The organism is Allobosea sp. GW823-FHT02B03, assembly GCF_058797755.1.
In genome coordinates, this window is the sequence record NZ_JBXAJY010000001.1 from 528,246 (window position 1) to 547,153 (window position 18,908).

Below are 18,908 nucleotides of genomic sequence, written 5' to 3' on the forward strand. Positions count from 1 at the left end.
GTGCGAAGTCGCCTCTGCTCAGCGCTGCGCCGTCGAGGGATCGAGCAGGCGGTGCAGGTGCACGACGAAATAGCGGGTCTGCGCCTGGTCGACGGTCGCCTGGGCCTTGGCCTTCCAGACGGCATGGGCGGCGGCATAGTTCGGATAGACCCCGACGATGTCGAGCTTCGAGAGGTCCTTGAACTCGACACCGTCGAGCGAGCTCAGTTCGCCACCGATCACCAGATGCAGAAGCTGCTTGTTTTCCTGGCTCTCGCTCATCGACTCCCTCCGGTTTCGGGTTGCGGGCTCTCCAGCGAGAGCAGGCTCATGGCGCCGCCCGAAAACCGCTCCGGGCGACCGCACGCCATGCGCGCCGCGCGTTCAGTTAAGCCATTCGGGTCGCGCGCGCGAGCGCCGATTTCGGGCATTTTCGTATGTAATGACGCGCCAATAGTCGCATTGCGCCATCGAACGGCACTTAGCCGCCCTGCAGCGTGCTCTCGCGCATGCGGCGCAACACACGGTCGAGCGGGGAAAGCAGCTCCGTGCCGGACGCGAGCAATATGCCGTGGATCGGATTTTCGCGATTGTAGAGCACCGGCCCGCCTTCGGCGGTGGTCAGCTTTCCGCCGGCTTCGCTCAGGACCAGATCGGCGGCGGCGAGGTCCCAGTCGCGCGAATCCGGCGAGACCAGCCCGGCATCGATGCTGGCATCGGCGATCCGCGTCAGCCTGAGGGCCAGCGAGGGGATCTTGTCGACGGCGACGAAGCTCTGCTGCCGGGCCAGCGCATCGAGCATCGGCTTGGGTCCGGCGATGCGGGCCCGTGAGAGGTCGCTGATGCCGCTCGTGCGGATCGGCTCGCCATTGCGCATGGCGCCGCCCCCAAGAATCGCCGAATAGCTCGCGGCGGCGGCAGGGGCGTGAACCACACCGGCAATCGGGAGGCCGTCGTCGAGCAGTGCGACGCAGACCGCCCAATCCGGCGAGCCGCTCATGAAGGCGCGGGTGCCGTCGATCGGATCGACGACCCAGACGAAGCGCCGCGACAAGCGGATCGCATCGTCGGCGGTCTCTTCCGAGAGCCAGCCGGCCTCCGGCAGCAGCGCCGAGAGCCGGATGTGCAGGAAGGTGTCGACGCCGATATCGGCTTCCGTCACCGGCGAGCCGCCGGCCTTCGACCAGGTCCGTGCCGCCGTCTTCTCGCCGGGGCGGAACAGGTCGAGCGCGAGTTGGCCGGCCTCGGTGCAGGCAGCGCGAATGGCGGGCAGGAGATCCTTGGCGTGGGGCAGGGAATTGGGATGCATGATGTCCCGTTATGACTGCCGCTGATGGCGGAACAAGGAAAAAGCCGCGCGCCGGGGAAAGATTTCGTCAAGCATCAGGTCGGAAAGCGGCCGGATCGGCCCCGAAAAGGCGCACGATACCTTTGTTTAACCGAAGCTCTTAAGCGCTCGGACAGACCCGGGACGCAATCTCTCACGGCAAGCACGAGAACCCCGCATTCGACAGAGGGTTCCGGGCAGCAGGGAATTAAGAGAGGCGTTAAATCCATGGCAAGCGTCACGCCAGCCGCCGGGGAGATCGGTTTCCAGCCGAGCAGTCCCGGCGGCACCAGCAACTACAATGGCCAGCCCTACAGGACGCATGGGGCCTCCTCGCAGCAGGCGGAGGCGCCGCGGATCGAGCGGCTCGGGGCGGTGCGCATCCTGCGCGGCAGCACCGGCTGGCGCGGTGTCGCGCTGCGTCTGGTCAGCGGCGAGGGCGAGGAAGCACGGTTCCAGCTCGCGCTGACGGCCGGCGATGGCCGCTCGATCACGGTCGCGGTTCTCGACGAGGACGAGGCGGTCGCCGCCTGGCGCGATTTCGGGCGCTCCAGCGGCTTGCCGTTGTTGCTCGAGTCCACCGACGGCGTCATCACCGAGCCCTTTCCGCAGCTCGGCCGGCTCGCGCTTGGGCCGGTCCGCATCCGCCGCCGCTACTCTCTGCTGGCCGGCCGGCGGCCGCGCTTCCTGACGCGCCGCAAGACCGGCCGCTTCTCGGAGCGCCCCGTCGTCATCCAGGGCGAGATCCTGTCGGGCTGAGAACTGTCGCGTCGACCACGACGAATCCAATCACAGGCCGGGGCGCGCATCGCGAGCCTCGGCCTGATCCGTTTGGATGCGTGCGTCAGCGCTGGCGCGCCTGCTGCGTCAGGTCCGATCGGGACTGGCGATCCTTACGACCTGGCTCATAAATGGAGCCCTCATCCCGAGGAGCCGCGTAGCGGCGTCTCGAAGGATGCTCCAGATGTCTCCGGAGTCTCCTGAAGCATCCTTCGAGACGCCATTTCTGGTGAAATGGCTCCTCAGGATGAGGGCTGAGTGAAGTCTCGATCAGACACTTAGAACGCCGCCTTGGCCGCTGCGTCGAGCGCGAAGCCGGCGGCGAGGATGAGGCCGGCATTGCGATTGGAGCGAAACAGCATCAGCGCAGTCGGACCGTCGGCGCCGCCGATCAGGCGCACCTGCCATCCGAGATGCAGCGCGAAAAGACCAAGTCCCGCAAAGGCGACGATGCCGCCGCCGGCGAGCCAGGTCGCAAGTCCCGCCAAAAGCGTCGCCACCGCATAGCAAAGGCCGACGGCCTGCTGCGTGTAGCGGCCGAAATAGCGCGCGCTCGACTTGATCCCGGCGATGACGTCGTCCTCGATGTCCTGCATCGCGTAGACCGTGTCGTAACCGATGGTCCAGAACACCGCGGCGAAATAGATCAGGAAGGCTGGCGGATCGAGTCGCCCGAACACCGCGCTCCAGCCGACCAGCCCGCCCCATGAGAAGGCGAGGCCGAGCACGAACTGCGGCAGGTTCGTGATGCGCTTCATGAACGGGTAGATCGCGACGATGCCGAGCGAGGCGATGCCGGCGGCGATCGTGAAGGCGTTGAACTGCAGCAGCACGAGGAGCCCGGCCAGCGACAGGCCGACCATGAAGAGAGCGGCTGCACGCGGGCTGATCTGACCGGAGGGGAGGGGGCGGCCGCGCGTGCGCGCCACCTGCGCATCGAGCTTGCGGTCGACGATGTCGTTGAAGGTCGAGCCGGCGGCCCGCATCACGATCGCGCCGATCAGGAACAGCAGTATATGCCAGGGATTCGGGTAGGGCAGGCCGGCGGCGATCGCCGCGAGCCCGGCGGCCCACCAGCACGGCAGCAGAAGCAGCCACCAGCCGATCGGGCGCTCGATCCGGGCGAGTTTGAGATAAGGCCGCAGCCGGCGCGGCGCACGCGTATCGACCCAATGGCCGCGCATCGCATCAGGCAGCGGTGCATCGGCGATCTCGGGCGCAGGCACCATCGCTGTCGTGCCCTTGTCTTAGAGAGCGCCTTGCGGCACTCGCATCGGGCCGCCGGTCAGGGAGTCCGAGCCGCCGAACGGGTTGGCGCCCTGCTGCTGCTGCGCCTGCTGCTGGGCGCGGCGCTGCATCGCCTCATGCTGCTTCACTGCATTGCAGGCCTGGTTGCGGACCGCCGCGGCCTTTTCATTGTCGGCCTTCATGCCGTCGATGAAGCTCGGCGGAATCTGGCACCAGTCCTGGTTGGCGGTGGCGAACTTGAGCGTGGCATTGCCATTGTTGACGAGGCGGCCGAGCGTGCCGCAGGCCTGCTGCGGGGTCAGCTTGCGCTTCGCCTTGCTGGAGGCGTTCAGGCTCTGCACGATCGATTGACGTTCCTGCAGAAGCTTCTGCATGTTCTCGCAACCGGAAGGCGACTGCGCCAGCGCCGGCTGTGCCAGGCTTGCACCCACCAAACCTGCGCCCGCCAGCGCCGCAGCCAGCTTCAGGGTTGCGTATCGCCGCATCGTCCCGCTCCGCATTCTTCACCACCCACGCCGTCCCGGCGCCGCACGTCCATAACAGCCGACGCCGCACACCGCAAAGTGTCGACGCGCTTTTGTATCCGAATGTGCTCGCCCATAGCCGCCGATTGTGGCGGTTTTCGCGTCCACGTGCTGAGTATGCCGCTGCGTCTCGCTACCGCATGCCCCGGTTTTGCGATCTGGCACAGGGCCGACTATGTGATCTCGCGCGTCCTTGCCCGGTCCGGCCGTTTCCGGCGGAAGGGCAGCGCGCCAGCAAGGCGGATCCACGGCGCATGCGCGATTTCTCCAAGCACCGGCTCTACTGCGACGCGAAGCTTGTCGCGGGTGCCCTGATCGACCTCGCCCGCGAACAGGCGAACTACCTTTTGAACGTCCTGCGCCTGCGCACCGATGACAGCATCCTGGTCTTCAACGGGCGCGACGGCGAATGGCTCTGTGCGGTCAGAGCCGAAGGTCGCAAGCAGGCGCGTCTCGAAGCGCTCCGGCAGGTGCGGCCGCAGCCGCCCGCGCCCGATCTGGTCTATCTCTTCGCGCCGCTGAAGCATGCGCGGCTCGACTATATGGCGCAGAAGGCGGTCGAGATGGGGGCGGGTGTGCTCCAGCCGGTGCTGACCCGCTACACTCAGGTCTCGCGTCTCAATCTCGAGCGGCTTGCGGCCAATGCCGTCGAGGCGGCCGAGCAATGCGGCATTCTCTCGCTGCCGCAGATTCGGCCCGAGCTGTCGCTGGCCGCGGCCCTGGACGGGCTCGAGCCCGACCGCCTCCTCGTCTTCTGCGATGAAGCGCTCGCTCCCGAGGGGCCCGTCATGGCCCTGCAGTCCGCGCCGCGCGGGAGGGTCGCGGTGCTGATCGGCCCGGAAGGTGGATTCGACGAATCAGAGCGCGCGCTCGTACTCGCGCGCGAGCACGTTCTGCGGCTCTCGCTCGGCCCGCGCATCCTGCGCGCGGACACGGCTGCGGTCGCTGCGCTCGCCCTCGTTCAGGCGACGCTCGGCGACTGGATAAGCCAATAGCGCCCGGAGTTTGCGCGAAGGGCTCGCCCGCCCGCACAGCGGAACGTGGCTGCCCCCTGCCGAGTTGAGCACAGGGAATGAGGACCACGGTCGCAGTTCCGACTCAATGACGGGCAGTCTGGCGCCGCGCCGAGGAGGCGCCGGCCAGGGGGAGGGTGGATATGGTGAGCAAGGCCTATCGCTTCGGCATCGAGGAAGAGTATTTCCTGTCCGACGCCGAGAGCCGCGGCATCGCGCGCAAGATTTCTCCGCATTTCATCGAGGCGGCCCAGGCGGCCTTTCCGAACGAGCTGCAGCGCGAGATGCTGCAGTCGCAGATCGAGGTCATGACGCCGATCTGCGAGAACATGGCGCAGGCCCGGCTGTCCCTGTCGCGGCTGCGTGCCGGGCTCGCTGCGATTGCGCTCGACCACGACATGCTGCTGCTGGCCTGCGGCACTCATCCCAGCGCCGTCTGGTCGCGCCAGCGTGCCACCGAGGCCAAGCGCTATGACGGCATCATGCGTGACCTGCAGATGCTCGGCAGCCGCAACCAGCTCTGCGGCCTGCATGTTCATGTCGAGGTGCCGGACGAGGATCTGCGCATCGGCATCATGGTGCGGATGCTGCCCTATCTGCCGCTGCTGCTGGCGCTTTCGACGTCCTCGCCCTTCTGGCAGGGTCGCCGTACCGGTTTGATGGGTTATCGCCTGTGCGCCTATGCAGAATTGCCGCGCACCGGCCTGCCTGAACTTTTCACCGACGCGGCCGATTATCACGCCTATGTCGAGACCATGGTGGCCTCCGGGGCGATCCGCGATTCGAGCTTCATCTGGTGGTCTATCCGCCCCTCGGAAAAGCACCCGACGCTGGAATTGCGGGTCGCCGACAGTTGCACACGGCTGGACGACACTCTCGCCATCGCCGCGCTCTACCGCTGCCTTGTGCGCCACCTTGCCCGCAAGCCGACGCTCAACGGCAAGCTCACCGCAGCCTCGCGTGCCATCGCTGCCGAGAACATCTGGCGGGCACAGCGCTATGGGCTGCATGGCGGCTTCGTCTGCGCGGATCGGCGCGCCATGCGCCCGGTCGCCGAGGTGCTCGACGAGGTGCTGGCGATGCTGGCCGAGGACGCCGCCGCGCTGGGCTGCGGGGCGGATCTGGCGTCGTGCCGCAGCATCGTCGCGGGCGGGACCAGCGCCGACATACAGCTCGCCATCTTTGAAGAGGCCCGCGCCGGCAGCGGCGGCCAGGATGCCGGAATGCGCGCCGTCGTCGATTGGCTGGCGGCACAGACCCGTGCCGGCGGCAACGGGCAGGCGGGCACGACCCTGCGCGGTGCCGCCTGAACCGCGGATCATGCATTTCGGCAAGATTGTGACCACACCCCCGCATCCGTGATCGTTGTGGTCACGGCGGCGCTCGCCTATGTCTGGCGCTCCGAAGCCTTCCTTGCCGGAGCGCCTGATGGCCCGCGACGTGTCCGATTCCACTCCGATCAGCTCGAAGGCCGAACTGATCGGCTGGATCGCCGAGGGTGAGAAGCCCGCTTCCGCATTCAAGCTCGGCACCGAACACGAGAAATTCCCATTCTATGCCGGCGATCTGAGCCCGGTGCCCTATGAGGGCAAAGGCGGACGTGGCGGCATCCGGGCCCTGCTCGAGGGCATGCAAGCACGCCTCGGCTGGGAGCCGATCCTCGACGACGGCCATATCATCGGACTCGCCGGCCCCGATGGTGGCGGCGCGATCTCTCTGGAGCCGGGTGGCCAGTTCGAGCTTTCCGGCGCGCCGGTGGCAAGCGTGCATGAGACCGCGGCCGAGCTCGATGCTCATCTGGCCGATCTCCACGCGGTCGCGGAGCCGCACGGCATCCGTTTCCTCGGCCTTGGGCATTCGCCGCTCTGGACACTCGCGCAGACGCCGATGATGCCGAAGCGGCGCTACAAGATCATGGCGAACTACATGCCGAAGGTCGGCACGCGCGGGCTCGACATGATGTTCCGAACCTGCACCGTGCAGGTGAATCTCGACTTTGCCAGCGAGGCCGACATGGTGGCGAAGCTGCGCGTCTCGCTCGCCTTGCAGCCGCTCGCGACCGCGCTCTTCGCCGCTTCGCCGTTCAGCGAGGGCAAGCTCAACGGCCTGCAGTCGATGCGCTCGGAGATCTGGCGCGACACCGACAATGCCCGCGCCGGCATGCTGCCCTTCGCCTTCGATGCAGGCATGTCCTACGAGGCCTATGTCGACTGGGCGCTCGACGTTCCCATGTATTTCGTCAAGCGCGGCGACATCTATCACGACGTCGCTGGCGCCTCCTTCCGCGACCTGCTTGCGGGCCGGCTCGCGCAGCTGCCGGGCGAATGCGCGACCATGTCGGATTGGGCCAACCATCTCTCCACCCTGTTCCCCGAGGTGCGGCTGAAGCGCTATATCGAGATGCGCGGCGCCGATGCCGGACCGGTCGAGATGCTGAACGCGCTGCCGGCCTTCTGGGTCGGATTGCTCTATGACGATGCCTCGCTTGCTGCAGCCTGGGATATCGTCAAGGGCTGGAGCGCCGAGGAGCGCCAGCGTTTGCGCGACGATGTTCCCAAGGCCGGGCTCAATGCCAGAATCGGCGGCCGTCCGTTGCGCGACATCGCGCGCGAAGTCGTCGAATTGTCGCGCGCCGGCCTCGCCCGTCGCGCCCGCCTCGATGCGCAGGGCCGCGACGAAACCCGCTATCTCGAGCCGGTGATCGCGATCGCCGATGCCGGGCGCAGCCTCGCCGAGCGGCTGGCAGTGCGCCAGCAGGGGGCCTGGGGCGGGCGGACCGAGCCGGCGTTCACCGAACTGGTGTTGTGAGGCACCGAAGCAGGGAAGGGTGCGCACGCGCGGCGGCCTCGGGCCGATAATTGCGCTTGCCCCCGAATTTTGCGGTTCGGATTAACGAATTCTCCGCAGCTTGCCGCTAGCAATGGCGACATGAAGCCGATTTTCGCCCTTGCCCGCGACTTTCTGCACGATGACCGTGGCGCCACGGCGGTCGAATACTGCCTGATCGCGGCGATGATCTCGCTGGCCTGCGTTACGGCGGCGACGACGATCGGACAGAGCGTGCTCGGCTTCTTCCAGCAGGCGGCCGCCGGCTTCAATCCCTGAGCAATCGCGGCTTTCGCCGCTGCGCCCTGCCTTACATCGTGCGCGCGCAAGAGCGCTGCCTGTCGATTGGCCTGGAAATTGCGCGGCGCAGTTTCACTAAACTTTACCATATTCAGCCCGCGGCAGCCGATCTGGCCCGCTCATGCGCCGATACCCCCGGTTTTCACGAGCCTGCGCAAGATTTTGTCAATCCGCCCGCCCGTACGGTTCTGGCATCGTCGCGCCGCATTTTCGGCGCTTTCCGCGAGGCCTTGGAATGACGCCCCTATTTCGCAGCTTCCTGAAGGATGCCCGCGGCTCGACTGCGCTGATGTTCGCCCTCGGCCTGCCGGTGCTTGCGCTCGCCGTCGGCGGCGGCATTGACTACAGTCAGGCGGCAGCGCGGCGTCAGGCGATCGCCAGTGTCGTCGAACTGAGTTGCCGCGAGGCCGCCCTCGACATCAACGTCGAGTCGCGAAAGACCGGGGCCGATCCCAAAAGGGACTATACCTCGTTCGCGAAGACCAAGATCAACGATGCGGTCAGCAAGCTCTCCCAGCCCGGAGTCACTGGCGTCGCGGTGGACACGACGCTGGCAAGCAACGTTATCACTGCGGTTGCGACGGCCACGAGTTCCAATGCCTTTAGCGGCATTCTCGGTTATCAGACGGTCGCGCTTCGCGTCGAGCGCCAGTGCAATTATGTCGTCGGGACTCCGGGGACGCCGCCCACGGGAACCGGCAAGGTCCTGTTCGCCGAATCCTTCGAGACCGAGCACAATGTCGCCTCGAACGCCTGGACCGTGCTTAAGAACTGGAACGGTTGGACGACCCAGAGTTCCCAGGGCGGTATCGAGATCAACGGTATCCCGTCGCTCGCCGCGAACGAGATCCGCTTCGGTAACTTCTTCGCCGAGCTGGATTCGCATTGCTACACCTCAGGCTGCAAGACCAATTCCAGCATGTGGCGCGAGTTCACCAACCTCGAGGTCGGCGACTACGAACTGAGCTACTGGTACATCTCGCGCGAGCGCAACCCGGCCTACGCCGGCCAGACCCTATGCGCCTACAAGACCGACGCGAAGGCGGAGTGGGACAAGCTCAAGGCGGCGACTTGGAGAGAGCAGACCAACCGCATCGAGGTCTTCTTCCAGAAGAAGGCGAGTTCCTATGTCACGCCTAACAAGGACGTGGACAAGGCGACCGACCAGGTCGACGTCTGCGTGCACACCGACAAGTGGACCCCGCGCAAGATTCCACTGAAGGTCACGACGAAAGGAACCTACCGCATCTTCTTCCAGGCTGCCGGCCGCGAGGACACGTATGGCGGGCTGATCGACTACATCCGGTTCTGTAGCGGTAGCTGCCCGTGATGGAGTGCTGAGACGATGAGGATCGGTAGTCGATTGGATTATGCGAGGCGCCTTGCGGTGTGCTTCCAAGCCTTCCGTCGCGACAGGAAGGGCGCAGTCGCGGTCGAGTTCGCGTTCATCGGCCTGACCTCGATGATCCTGCTGCTCAGCATCCTCCAATTCTCTCTCGCCTTCCTGGCGCAGATGTACATCCGCGACGCGGTTGCCGAGGCGGCAACCGGCCGCACCGCGGGCACCTATGCGGGCAACCGCGCACAAGTGGCGCAGCAGATTTGCCAGCGGATGATCGCGCTCGAGAACTGCGCCGGCAATCTGCGGCTCGAAACCCAGCCACTGTCGAATTACGGGCCGGCCGCCCAGCCGATCACCGGAGCGACCTTCGTTGCCGGGCCTTCCGGTGCCGCGATGATGATGCGCGCTCGGGCGCCGGTCATTACCTTCGTGCCTGGGCTACCGACGCTCCATGTCTCAGCAGCCGCGCTCTATGTGAGGCCATGATGAAGCCTGTCGCTAGACTGTTTCGGAATGCGAAGCGGCGTAGTTTCGTCCGCGATGAGCGCGGCGTCGCCGCCGTCGAGTTCGCCCTGATCAGCGCGGCCATGTTCGCGATGCTGTCGGCAGCGGTTGACGCGACCCAGGCCGTCACCATCAGGCGTGATCTCAATCGCCTTACGGCCGAGATCGCCCAGGTCCTCGCGGCCTGCGCGAATGAGGTCTGTGTCGATACGACGATCCTGTCGATCATGGATCGGAGGGCCAACATCGCGCCGCAGCTTGGGACCATCCAACTGGGCATGGTGCGTTTCAACGAGAAGAACAACCAGATCGATGGCAACAGCCTCGGCGGCAACATGACGTACCTGCCGGCCGATATGAACGCACGCGCTTTGGCGCTTCTGAACGAAGGTGATAGCGGCATCGGGGTCCTCGCCACCTATACCCATCAGCCGATCATCTTGCGCCTGGCCGATGACTGGGGCTTCACCACCATGAATTTCCGCTCTTCGGCCGTGACGGTCAGGTTGCGCAAGAGCTGATCCTCGGAGTTTTGTTCGCCTACTCCGCCGCGGTCTTGAAGCTCTGCAGATTGTCCAGGCTCTGGATGATGTGCTCGGCGAGGGCGTTCGAGAGGATCGACGGGTCGTGCCGGGTCCTGAGCAGCCCGATCTTGCAGGAGGGCAGGCTGGCATAGCCTTCCGAAGCGCCGAGGATGCGCATGCCGGGCCGGACGGCGCTTTCCGGAAGCACCGAGACGGCGAGCCCCGCCACCACTGCCGCGCCGACCGCGGTCGAGTTCCAGCTGGCATAGAGCACGCGGAAGCGCCGCCCCTTGTTCTCCAGCGCCTCGACCGCCGCCTGCCGCCAATTGCAGGTCGGCCGCCCCAGCGCCAGCGGCAGCGGGTCCTCCTCATGCACGCAATGGCGCGCCGAGGTGACCCAGAGCAGGGGCTCGATCCGGATGATCTCGCCCTGACCGCGTCCCTCGACATGGGTGATGATCGCAAGGTCGATGTCGCCGGTGGCGATCCGCTCGGCCAGCATCGGCGTCGGCTCGCAGACCACGGTGACTTCGGTGCGCGGGTTCGAGCGGGCGAAGCGCGCCAGGATCTCCGGCAGATAGCGGTCGGCATAGTCGTCGGGCACACCGAGCCTGATCCGGCCCTTCAGATCAGCTTCCGTGAAGCTCGCGACGCATTCCAGGTTCAGGCGGACGATCCGGCGGGCATAGTCGAGCAGGCGCTCGCCATCCTCGGTCAGCTTGGCATGGCGCCCGTCACGGCCGAACAGGGGCCGTCCGACGCGCTCCTCGAGCCGCTTCATCTGCATCGAAACAGCCGACTGGGTCTTGAAGACGATTTCGGCGGCGCGGGTGAAGGAGCCGGTGTCGGCGATGGCGACGAAGGTCTTGAGCTGGTCGGCGTCGAGCACATGGGCCATGCCGGCGTCCCTCCGAAGGGGTATCAAAATTAATTGTGCCAAACATCATAACCATTCGTTTGGCTGATGACCAGCGGGGAGTTACCTTTGGGTCACTTTCCGGTTCCTGTCATGGCGCGACCAGCTGGCCCGGAAAACCCGATCCGCCGTTCAACCCGAGGAGGCCGTCATGCTGATCATGACCTATGCCGCGAAGTCCACGTCTGCCCTCGGCGGCAGCGCGACGCGTGCCGCCACCCAGACGGTCACCGGCTTCAAAAATCTGATCCGCGCCTGGGTGCACCGCCGCGAAGTGCTGCAGCTCAGCGAACTCGACGAGCGCGGCCTGAAGGATATCGGCCTCGTGCGTTCCGACGTCGAGGGGGCGCTGGCGACCTCCTGGCTGCGCGATCCCTCCGCCGTTCTCTCGGCCCGCTCGGCGCAGCAGCAGTCGGCGGCCGCGCACCGCCGAGAGGTTGGTCTTCGACATGCCGTAGCCCAGCCGGCCGCCGCGCCGACGGCGCGGACCATCGAGATCGCGTGCAACGCCTGACCCCTTGGCGTGACGCGTTCCTGCGGGCGGTGGCTTCGGCCGCCGCCCTTTTTCTTGCGCCGTATCCGCCGAGAAGGTGAGGCGGTCTGTTCTGAACGGCCCGGTCTTGCAGCAAGCCTCAGGCGCGGCGCTGGCCGCCGCCGAGCATCGCATCGAAGATCGATTTCAGCGCGTCTTGGTGGCTGTCCTGCACCTTGCGGCCATGCTCGAACATCTGGTTGAGGGCATCGAGGCCGATCGAGCCGGGACTGGTCTCGCCGGAAGGCGCCGGCTGCTGCGGCTGGGGTTCCGGTTCCGGCTCGGGCTGACGGCGCTGCGGCGCCGGCTTGGGTCCTTCCTGCGGCGGCTGGCCGCCGCCGAACATGCCGGTCAGGATCTGGCCGAAGATGTTGCCCATATCGGCCGGGTTGCCCGGCATCGGCGCGCCACCGAACGGGCCGCCGCCCGGGGCCTGTCCGGTCGCCGGCGCCTGCCCGCCGAACAGTCCACCGAGAATGGCCTCGAGCGGATTGCCGGGACTGGCCTGCATGCCCGGCTTCGGCGGGTTCGGCGCCTGCCCGCGCATCATCTCGGCGAACTGGCCGAGAATGCCGCCGAGGCCCTGATTGCCGGCCGACTTGGACAGCCCGCCCATCACCATCGCGGCGATCACCGGCAGCATCTGCTTGAGGATCGCCTGGCCGACGCCGCTGGTCGCGGCCGCCTGGGCGGTGATGGCGTTGCTGACCTCCTTGGAGCCGAAGAGCTGGCTCAGCACGTCCTTGCCCATCGGCGCCGCGGAATCGGGGATGCCGTCGCCATCGGTGTCGTACATCTGGCCGAAGGGCGTCGCCGTCATCATCTGGGCGAGATTGCCGAAGGCGTAGGGGTTCTGCGTCTGGCGCTGCAGGCCCATGGAGAAGGCCGGCAAGAGCGCATCGAGCGCGGCTTGCGTCTGCTGTTGGGAGAGGCCGTATTGCCGCGCCAGATTCTGCATGGCCTGGCCGTTCTGGGCCGTCTGCATCATCTCGAACAGGTTCATCATGGCATGCTCCCTTGCGGGTTCGGTCCCGCCATCGGCGCGTCTTCCGTTCGGCCGGAATCGGTCGAACCACCGGAGCGCGCCAGCCATTGCCCCGACGATATCAGCCGGGCGGGATCAGGCAAGCGAGGCCGCCTGCGCCGCCGCCTGCCGCTCCAACTTCCCGATCGCGCGATAGGCGAAGACCAGGGCCAGCACGCCGAACAGCACCGCTCCGAGAGCCGCACCGGCGATGGCGCCCTTCGGCCCGGCATAGTGCGCGCCGATGAAGGCCATCGGCACGGTGCCGAGCGTCGCCCGGCCCCAGCTGAACACGGTCGAGTAGAGCGGCATGCCGAGATTGTTGAAGGCGGCATTGGCGACGAAGAGGGCGCCGACGAACAGCCACATCGGGCCGGAGATCAGGCAGAAGAACACGACGATCTCCGCCGTTTCGTCGCTCGCATCGAACAGGGTGGTGAGCGGGTGGCGCAGCAGCACCAGCAGCAGCCAGGCGATGGCGACGCAGGCCGCGGCAAAGCAGACCGAGTCGGTCAGCGCCCGGCGCATCCGGTCGAAGCGCAGCGCCCCCCAGTTCTGTCCGAGGATCGGCCCGATCGCGCCGGACAGCGCGAACAGCGCCCCGAACGCCACCGGCACGAGCCGGTCGATGATCGCGGTCGCGGCGATCGCCTGGTCGCCGAAGCGGGCGATGATGCTGGCGAAGAAGGCATTGGCGATCGGGTTGGAGAGATTGGTCAGGATCGCCGGCGCGGCGATGGCGAAGGAGCGGCCGGCATCGGCCCGCACTGCGGCGAGCGTCGGTCGCGCCACGATGCCGTGGACCTTGACCGCGCCGTGATAGCCGACCGCGACGAGCATCAGTCGCGAGATCACGGTGGCGATGGCGGCGCCGTCCGGCCCGAGGCCGAGTCCGAAGATCAGCAGCGGGTCCAGTCCGGCGATCACGACGCCGCCGGACAGCGTGACATACATCGCCCGCTTGGCGTCGCCGACAGCGCGCAGCACGGCGGAGAACCCCATGCCGAGCGCCATCAGCACATTCGACGGCAAGGTGATCCACAGGAAGGAATGGGCGACGGCATAGGCCTCGCCCTGCGCGCCGAGGCGCGTCAGCAGCCAGGGCAGCAGCGGCAGGATCAGGGCGCTCAGCACGAAGGCCGCGACGGCCATCAGGGTGAGCGACGACGCCGCCAGCCGGCGCGCGGCGGCGCGGTCGCCGGCGCCAAGGGCGCGCGCCGTCAGGGCAGTGACCGCGATCATCAGCCCGACATTGAAGGAGACGACGAGGTAGAGGACGATGGTGGCGTAGCCGACGCCGGCCGTCGCCGCCGGTCGCCCCAGGCGCGAGACATAGAGCAGGGACAGCAGGTCGACGACGAACACGGCCATCAGGCCGACGGAAGCGGTCGCCGTCATCACCGCGACATGGCGCAGGGTCGAGCCGGTGACGAAGACGGCGGGGCTTTTGCTGGGAGCGTTCACTCGGCCGGTTCTCCGACACCGCCGACCGCGACCTCGGCACCGCCGTCCTCGATGACCTCGCGGGTCTCCTCGGAGAGCGCCTTCGACTTGGCCTTCGGCTTGACCAGCGGCTCGGGCGAGACGCGCGGCACCTTCTGCAGGCCGGCGGCGATGCCTTCGCTGAACTGGATTTCCATGCGCTGGGCATCGCGCTCGCGCACGTTCTCGATCACCAGGCTTGCCTCCTCATAGTCGAGCCCGAGCCCCTCCAGCGTCACCCGGCTGAAGCCGAGCGCCGATTCGAAGGTCTCGCGCATCTGGAAGTCGACATCGGCGCGCATCAGGTCGATGGCGTGGACGCGGTCGAAGGCGCGGGCATGCAGGCGCACCGTCGGGAACTCGGCCTTGGCCATCTCGACGATGCGCAGTGCCGCCTCGCGATTGTCGACGCAGATGCAGACGATCCTGGCCTTGCCCGCTCCGGCCGCGCGCAGCACGTCGAGCCGCGTGCCGTCGCCATAGTAGATCTTGAAACCGAACTTGGCGGCGGAGCGGATGCGCTCGACATCGGAATCGATCACGGTCACGTCGATATGCTGCAGCAGCAGCGCCTGCGTCACCACCTGGCCGAAGCGGCCGAAGCCGATCACCAGCACGGAAGGCGTGGTGCCGCTGAAATCCTCCTCGATCTCCTCCGGCGGGGCGGCGCGCGCCAGCAGCCAGGCGTCGATCAGCTTGGCGAGAACCGGGCCGATCAGCATGCTGAGGGCGGCGAGCGCGGTGGCGATGGCGCCGTGATGCTCGCTGAGCAGGCCGAGCGAGGCCGCCATCGGCAGCAGCACGAAGGCGAATTCGCCGGCCGGCGACAGCAGGGCGCCGGCCCGGATTGCCTCGGTCCAGGTCGAACAGGAGGCGCGCAGGATCGCGGCTGCGACGGCAATCTTGAACAGGACCAGCGCGGGCGCTGCGAGCGCGAGCAGCAGCGCATTGTCGAGCACCAGCTTGAGGTCGATCGACATGCCGACCGCCATGAAGAACAGGCCGAGCAGCACGCCGCGGAAGGGCTCGATGTCGGCCTCGAGCTCATGACGGAAATGCGAGTCGGCCAGCAGCACGCCGGCGAGGAAGGCGCCCATCGCCATGGAGAGGCCGACCTTCTCCATGACCAGCGCCGCGCCGAGCACGACGAGCAGCGCAGCCGCCGTCATCACCTCCCTTGCGCCGGATTTGGCGAGCAGGCGGAAGAACGGATTCAGCGCATAGCGGCCGGCGAACACCAGCGCCGCGACCGCGAGCAGCGCCAGTCCAAGCCCGGCGAGCGCCTGCACGGCGTTCTCGTCATTGGCCACGCCGGTCGTCGCCAGCAGCGGCAGCACGGCGAGCATCGGCGCGATCGCGATATCCTGGAACAGCAGGACGGAGAAGCAGCGCCGGCCATAGCGCTCGGCGCCGTCGCCACGCTCTTCGAGCAATTGCAGGGCGATCGAGGTCGCGGAGAGGGCGAGCGCGAGGCCGACCGCGACCGCCCCGCCGGGCCTCAGCCCGAGATGCCAGGCGATGCCGCCGATCACGCCCGCGCTCAGCACCATCTGGGCGAGGCCGGAGCCGAGGATGTCGCGGCGCATCGAGTAAAGACGCGAAGGCTGCAGTTCGAGCCCGACCAGGAAGAGCAGCAGCACGACGCCGATCTCGGCCGTACCACGGATCGCGTCCGGGTCCTTGACCACGGCCAGCAGCGACGGCCCGATGGCGATGCCGGCGGCGAGATAGCCGAGCACGGCGGAGAGCCCGAAGCGCCGGAACAGAGGAACCGCGACGACGGCCCCGGCGCAGAAGGTCAGGATCGGCGGCAGATAGCTGGCGTGCGAGGCATCGGCCATGAAGGACTCGTGCTGGAATGGGGCGGCCTGGCGCGCCAAGGGCAGGCCGACCGGGGCAATTTAGGCGTTGTGCGGCACGTCTGCGAGGGGCGGCAGGAGCGGGGCGCCCCTGCGGCCTGCGGCGAGCCGCTTCCTTGACATCATTCGCGTGAGACCGAAAGAAGGCGCAGCCCTTGCCGGAGCCTCTGAACCCCCGTGACCGCCGCGCCGAAACCGCCGCTCGACATCCTGCTCTGCGCCCCGCGCGGCTTCTGCGCCGGCGTGGTCAGGGCGATCGACGCCGTCGAGAAGGCGCTGACGCTGCATGGCGCGCCGGTCTATGTCCGCCACGAGATCGTGCACAACAAATACGTGGTCGAGTCGCTGAAGCGGAAGGGCGCGGTCTTCGTCGCCGAGCTCGACGAGGTTCCCGATGCGACGCGGCCGGTGATCTTCTCTGCGCATGGCGTGGCGAAGTCGGTGCCGGCCGAGGCGCAGGCGCGCAATTTCTTCGCCATCGACGCGACCTGCCCGCTGGTCACCAAGGTGCATCGCGAGGCCGAGGTCCACCACAAGCGCGGCCGGCACATCCTGCTTGTCGGCCATGCCGGCCATCCCGAGGTGATCGGCACCATGGGGCAGTTGCCGCCGGGTGCGATAACCCTGATCGAGACGCTCGAGGACGTCGCGGCGCTGACCCCGCCCGAGGGCAAGCCGCTGGCCTATGTCACGCAGACGACGCTTTCGGTCGACGATACCCGCGGTATCGTCGAGGCGCTGCAGGCGCGCTTCCCGGCGCTGATCGCGCCGCATAAGGAAGACATCTGCTACGCCACCACCAACCGGCAGGAGGCGGTCAAGCGCGTCGCCCCGCTGGTCGACGGGCTGATCGTGGTCGGCTCCCCCAATTCCTCGAACTCGCAGCGCCTGCGCGAGGTCGCCGAGCGGGCAGGCTGCCCGGTGGCGCGCCTCGTCCTGCGCACCGATGAGATCGACTGGTCGCTGTTCGGCGATATCCGCCGCCTTGGCCTCACAGCTGGCGCGAGCGCGCCGGAGGTGCTGGTCGAGGAGATCATCGACGCCTTCGCCGAACGCTATGAGGTCACGGTCGAGACCGTCTCGACCGCCGATGAGAGCGTCTTCTTCCCCCTGCCGCGCGAATTGCGCGGCGAGCCGGCCTCGACCCCGGCCGTGTGAGCTGATCGTGGCCGTTTATACCGAAGTACCCGATAACGAGATGGCTGCCTTCGTGGCGGGTTATGGCATTGGCGACCTCCTGTCGGCCAAGGGCATCGCCGAGGGCGTCTCGAACTCGAATTTCCTGCTGCACACCACGCAGGGCTTCTACATTCTGACGCTCTATGAGGAGCGGGTCTGCGCCGACGATCTGCCTTTCTTCATCGGGCTGATGGAGCATCTGGCGCAGCGCGGCCTGATCTGCCCGCAGCCGCTGCGGACCGGGGACGGAGCCGCCGTGGGGCGCCTCGCGGGGCGCCCTGCCGCGATCGTCACCTTCCTCGACGGTCTTTCCGTTCGCCGGCCGACGGTCGCGCATTGCGGCGAGGTCGGGCGCGGGCTCGCATTGCTGCACGAGGCCGGCCGGGATTTCGGTATGCAGCGCGCCAACGTCCTCTCCGTACCCGGCTGGCGCCCGCTCGCCGAGCAGGCGGGATCCGAGGCCGACACTGTTCTGCCCGGGTTGTCGAAGCGCATCTTCGCCGAGATCGAGGCGCATGAGCGGAACTGGCCGCAGGGGCTGCCGAGCGGCATCATCCATGCCGACCTCTTCCCCAACAACGTCTTCTTCATCAAGGACCAGCTCTCCGGGCTGATCGACTTCTATTTCGCCTGCACCGACGCCTTCGCCTACGACCTCGCGATCTGCCTGAACTCCTGGTGCTTCGAGGCCGACGCCTCGTTCAACCTGACCAAGGGCCAGGCCCTGCTCGCCGGCTATGAGAGCGTCCGGCCGCTCGAGGCGGCCGAGGTCGCGGCCCTGCCGGCGCTGTGCCGTGGCTCGGCGCTGCGCTTCCTTTTGACCCGCCTGGTCGACTGGCTGAACGTGCCGGAAGGCGCCTTCGTGAAGCCGCTCGACCCGCTCGAATACGACCGCAAGCTCGCCTTCCACCAGCGCGTCTCGGATGCGCGCGAATACGGGCTGCGCCGATGAGCGACGTCGTCGAAGTCTGGACGGACGGCGCCTGCTCGGGCAATCCGGGCCCCGGCGGCTGGGGTGCGATCCTCAGCTACAAGGGCAAGGAGCGCGAGCTTTCGGGCGGCGAGGCGCTGACCACCAACAACCGCATGGAGCTGATGGGAGCGATCTCGGCGCTGGAGACGCTGACCCGGCCCTGCACCGTCGCGCTCCACACCGACAGTCAGTATCTGCGCCAGGGCATCACCGCCTGGATCCATGGCTGGAAGAAGAACGGCTGGAAGACCGCCGACAAGAAGCCGGTCAAGAACGAGGAGCTCTGGAAGCGCCTCGACGCTGCCCTCAAGCAGCACAAGATCGAGTGGAAATGGGTCAAGGGCCATGCCGGCGACGAGATGAACGAACGCGCCGACGCGCTCGCGCGGGCAGGGATGGCGCCGTTCAAACCGGGGCGGTGAAGGGCGGGGGACGGCGGCTGCGCGTCGATTGTTGACCTTCGGTGACGCGCCGGCCAAATCTCGATGCACGAGGTTTCGTACACTGGTGCGCCTGCCGCGATCGCGTTCATCCAACGTCTGCCGGCTAGAGAGGCTGCGAGGTCGCCGGGATCTC

Annotated in this window: 20 protein-coding genes; 12 read left to right on the forward strand and 8 right to left on the reverse strand. The window is 67.3% G+C overall.

Annotated features, from left to right (window positions below; all coding sequences use genetic code 11):
- Positions 1-18: 18 nt before the first annotated feature.
- Positions 19-261: a DUF4170 domain-containing protein gene (locus AC1REK_RS02425; RefSeq protein ID WP_316020464.1), complete on the reverse strand. Its 243-nt coding sequence runs from the start codon at positions 259-261 to the stop codon at positions 19-21.
- Between the two features lie 199 nt (positions 262-460).
- Complete coding sequence (locus AC1REK_RS02430; RefSeq protein WP_492267310.1) at positions 461-1,288, reverse strand: 3'(2'),5'-bisphosphate nucleotidase CysQ; 828 nt, start codon at positions 1,286-1,288, stop codon at positions 461-463.
- Positions 1,289-1,534: 246 nt separating this feature from the next.
- Here AC1REK_RS02430 and AC1REK_RS02435 point away from each other — a divergent pair, with 246 nt between their 5' ends.
- Positions 1,535-2,065, forward strand: coding sequence for a DUF6101 family protein (locus tag AC1REK_RS02435; RefSeq protein ID WP_492267309.1), 531 nt, complete (start codon positions 1,535-1,537; stop codon positions 2,063-2,065).
- 299 nt (positions 2,066-2,364) lie between these two features.
- Here the strand turns inward: AC1REK_RS02435 and ubiA are convergent, their stop codons facing one another.
- On the reverse strand, positions 2,365-3,315 hold the full coding sequence (gene ubiA, locus AC1REK_RS02440) for a 4-hydroxybenzoate octaprenyltransferase (protein ID WP_492267308.1): 951 nt from the start codon (positions 3,313-3,315) through the stop codon (positions 2,365-2,367).
- Positions 3,316-3,333: 18 nt separating this feature from the next.
- On the reverse strand, positions 3,334-3,819 hold the full coding sequence (locus AC1REK_RS02445) for a hypothetical protein (protein ID WP_492267307.1): 486 nt from the start codon (positions 3,817-3,819) through the stop codon (positions 3,334-3,336).
- Here AC1REK_RS02445 and AC1REK_RS02450 point away from each other — a divergent pair.
- The 7 genes from AC1REK_RS02450 to AC1REK_RS02480 all read left to right on the forward strand — a co-directional run bounded on the left by AC1REK_RS02450 (position 3,804) and on the right by AC1REK_RS02480 (position 10,364).
- Positions 3,804-4,853 (forward strand): 16S rRNA (uracil(1498)-N(3))-methyltransferase, encoded by a 1,050-nt coding sequence (locus tag AC1REK_RS02450; protein ID WP_492267306.1) that lies wholly within the window; start codon positions 3,804-3,806, stop codon positions 4,851-4,853. The two genes, AC1REK_RS02445 and AC1REK_RS02450, sit on opposite strands and share 16 nt — an antisense overlap.
- Before the next feature lie 161 nt (positions 4,854-5,014).
- Entirely contained in the window at positions 5,015-6,181 is a 1,167-nt protein-coding gene (locus AC1REK_RS02455) for a carboxylate-amine ligase (RefSeq protein WP_492267305.1), read from the forward strand.
- A 118-nt stretch (positions 6,182-6,299) separates the two neighbouring features.
- Positions 6,300-7,679 (forward strand): glutamate--cysteine ligase, encoded by a 1,380-nt coding sequence (locus AC1REK_RS02460; protein WP_492267304.1) that lies wholly within the window; start codon positions 6,300-6,302, stop codon positions 7,677-7,679.
- A 120-nt stretch (positions 7,680-7,799) separates the two neighbouring features.
- On the forward strand, positions 7,800-7,976 hold the full coding sequence (locus AC1REK_RS02465) for a Flp family type IVb pilin (protein WP_316020456.1): 177 nt from the start codon (positions 7,800-7,802) through the stop codon (positions 7,974-7,976).
- 256 nt (positions 7,977-8,232) lie between these two features.
- Positions 8,233-9,327, forward strand: coding sequence for a TadE/TadG family type IV pilus assembly protein (locus AC1REK_RS02470; RefSeq protein ID WP_492267303.1), 1,095 nt, complete (start codon positions 8,233-8,235; stop codon positions 9,325-9,327).
- Between the two features lie 57 nt (positions 9,328-9,384).
- Positions 9,385-9,825 (forward strand): TadE/TadG family type IV pilus assembly protein, encoded by a 441-nt coding sequence (locus tag AC1REK_RS02475; protein ID WP_492267302.1) that lies wholly within the window; start codon positions 9,385-9,387, stop codon positions 9,823-9,825.
- A complete protein-coding gene (locus AC1REK_RS02480; protein ID WP_492267301.1) occupies positions 9,822-10,364 on the forward strand; it encodes a TadE/TadG family type IV pilus assembly protein in 543 nt (180 codons plus the stop codon). The genes AC1REK_RS02475 and AC1REK_RS02480 overlap by 4 nt, the downstream gene beginning before the upstream one ends.
- Before the next feature lie 19 nt (positions 10,365-10,383).
- Here the strand turns inward: AC1REK_RS02480 and AC1REK_RS02485 are convergent, their stop codons facing one another.
- Complete coding sequence (locus tag AC1REK_RS02485; RefSeq protein WP_066468091.1) at positions 10,384-11,265, reverse strand: LysR substrate-binding domain-containing protein; 882 nt, start codon at positions 11,263-11,265, stop codon at positions 10,384-10,386.
- Between the two features lie 169 nt (positions 11,266-11,434).
- On the opposite strand from AC1REK_RS02485, the gene AC1REK_RS02490 reads away from it, so the two are divergent.
- The gene (locus tag AC1REK_RS02490) at positions 11,435-11,797 is read left to right on the forward strand and encodes a DUF1127 domain-containing protein (protein WP_492267300.1); all 363 of its coding nucleotides are present in this window, start codon (positions 11,435-11,437) and stop codon (positions 11,795-11,797) included.
- Positions 11,798-11,915: 118 nt separating this feature from the next.
- On the opposite strand, the gene AC1REK_RS02495 is transcribed toward AC1REK_RS02490, so the two are convergent.
- The 3 genes from AC1REK_RS02495 to AC1REK_RS02505 form a co-directional block, all read right to left on the reverse strand.
- The gene (locus AC1REK_RS02495) at positions 11,916-12,821 is read right to left on the reverse strand and encodes a DUF937 domain-containing protein (RefSeq protein ID WP_316020450.1); all 906 of its coding nucleotides are present in this window, start codon (positions 12,819-12,821) and stop codon (positions 11,916-11,918) included.
- Between the two features lie 114 nt (positions 12,822-12,935).
- On the reverse strand, positions 12,936-14,303 hold the full coding sequence (locus AC1REK_RS02500) for an MATE family efflux transporter (RefSeq protein WP_492267299.1): 1,368 nt from the start codon (positions 14,301-14,303) through the stop codon (positions 12,936-12,938).
- Complete coding sequence (locus AC1REK_RS02505; protein WP_492267298.1) at positions 14,300-16,162, reverse strand: monovalent cation:proton antiporter-2 (CPA2) family protein; 1,863 nt, start codon at positions 16,160-16,162, stop codon at positions 14,300-14,302. The genes AC1REK_RS02500 and AC1REK_RS02505 overlap by 4 nt, the downstream gene beginning before the upstream one ends.
- A 195-nt stretch (positions 16,163-16,357) precedes the next feature.
- On the opposite strand from AC1REK_RS02505, the gene ispH reads away from it, so the two are divergent.
- The 3 genes from ispH to rnhA are packed head-to-tail and all read left to right on the forward strand — an operon-like array spanning position 16,358 to position 18,754.
- Positions 16,358-17,338: a 4-hydroxy-3-methylbut-2-enyl diphosphate reductase gene (ispH, locus tag AC1REK_RS02510; protein ID WP_492267297.1), complete on the forward strand. Its 981-nt coding sequence runs from the start codon at positions 16,358-16,360 to the stop codon at positions 17,336-17,338.
- A 7-nt stretch (positions 17,339-17,345) separates the two neighbouring features.
- Complete coding sequence (locus tag AC1REK_RS02515) at positions 17,346-18,311, forward strand: homoserine kinase (protein WP_492267296.1); 966 nt, start codon at positions 17,346-17,348, stop codon at positions 18,309-18,311.
- Positions 18,308-18,754 (forward strand): ribonuclease HI, encoded by a 447-nt coding sequence (gene rnhA, locus AC1REK_RS02520; RefSeq protein WP_316020445.1) that lies wholly within the window; start codon positions 18,308-18,310, stop codon positions 18,752-18,754. Before AC1REK_RS02515 ends, rnhA begins: the two co-directional genes overlap by 4 nt.
- Positions 18,755-18,908 lie beyond the last annotated feature (154 nt).

Coding starts and splice junctions, on each gene's coding strand:
- AC1REK_RS02425 (WP_316020464.1), bottom strand. CDS start 261: ATGAGCGAGAGCCAGGAAAACAAGCAGCTTCTGCATCTGGTGATCGGT.
- AC1REK_RS02430 (WP_492267310.1), bottom strand. CDS start 1,288: ATGCATCCCAATTCCCTGCCCCACGCCAAGGATCTCCTGCCCGCCATT.
- AC1REK_RS02435 (WP_492267309.1), top strand. CDS start 1,535: ATGGCAAGCGTCACGCCAGCCGCCGGGGAGATCGGTTTCCAGCCGAGC.
- ubiA (WP_492267308.1), bottom strand. CDS start 3,315: ATGGTGCCTGCGCCCGAGATCGCCGATGCACCGCTGCCTGATGCGATG.
- AC1REK_RS02445 (WP_492267307.1), bottom strand. CDS start 3,819: ATGCGGCGATACGCAACCCTGAAGCTGGCTGCGGCGCTGGCGGGCGCA.
- AC1REK_RS02455 (WP_492267305.1), top strand. CDS start 5,015: ATGGTGAGCAAGGCCTATCGCTTCGGCATCGAGGAAGAGTATTTCCTG.
- AC1REK_RS02460 (WP_492267304.1), top strand. CDS start 6,300: ATGGCCCGCGACGTGTCCGATTCCACTCCGATCAGCTCGAAGGCCGAA.
- AC1REK_RS02465 (WP_316020456.1), top strand. CDS start 7,800: ATGAAGCCGATTTTCGCCCTTGCCCGCGACTTTCTGCACGATGACCGT.
- AC1REK_RS02470 (WP_492267303.1), top strand. CDS start 8,233: ATGACGCCCCTATTTCGCAGCTTCCTGAAGGATGCCCGCGGCTCGACT.
- AC1REK_RS02480 (WP_492267301.1), top strand. CDS start 9,822: ATGATGAAGCCTGTCGCTAGACTGTTTCGGAATGCGAAGCGGCGTAGT.
- AC1REK_RS02485 (WP_066468091.1), bottom strand. CDS start 11,265: ATGGCCCATGTGCTCGACGCCGACCAGCTCAAGACCTTCGTCGCCATC.
- AC1REK_RS02490 (WP_492267300.1), top strand. CDS start 11,435: ATGCTGATCATGACCTATGCCGCGAAGTCCACGTCTGCCCTCGGCGGC.
- AC1REK_RS02495 (WP_316020450.1), bottom strand. CDS start 12,821: ATGATGAACCTGTTCGAGATGATGCAGACGGCCCAGAACGGCCAGGCC.
- AC1REK_RS02505 (WP_492267298.1), bottom strand. CDS start 16,162: ATGGCCGATGCCTCGCACGCCAGCTATCTGCCGCCGATCCTGACCTTC.
- rnhA (WP_316020445.1), top strand. CDS start 18,308: ATGAGCGACGTCGTCGAAGTCTGGACGGACGGCGCCTGCTCGGGCAAT.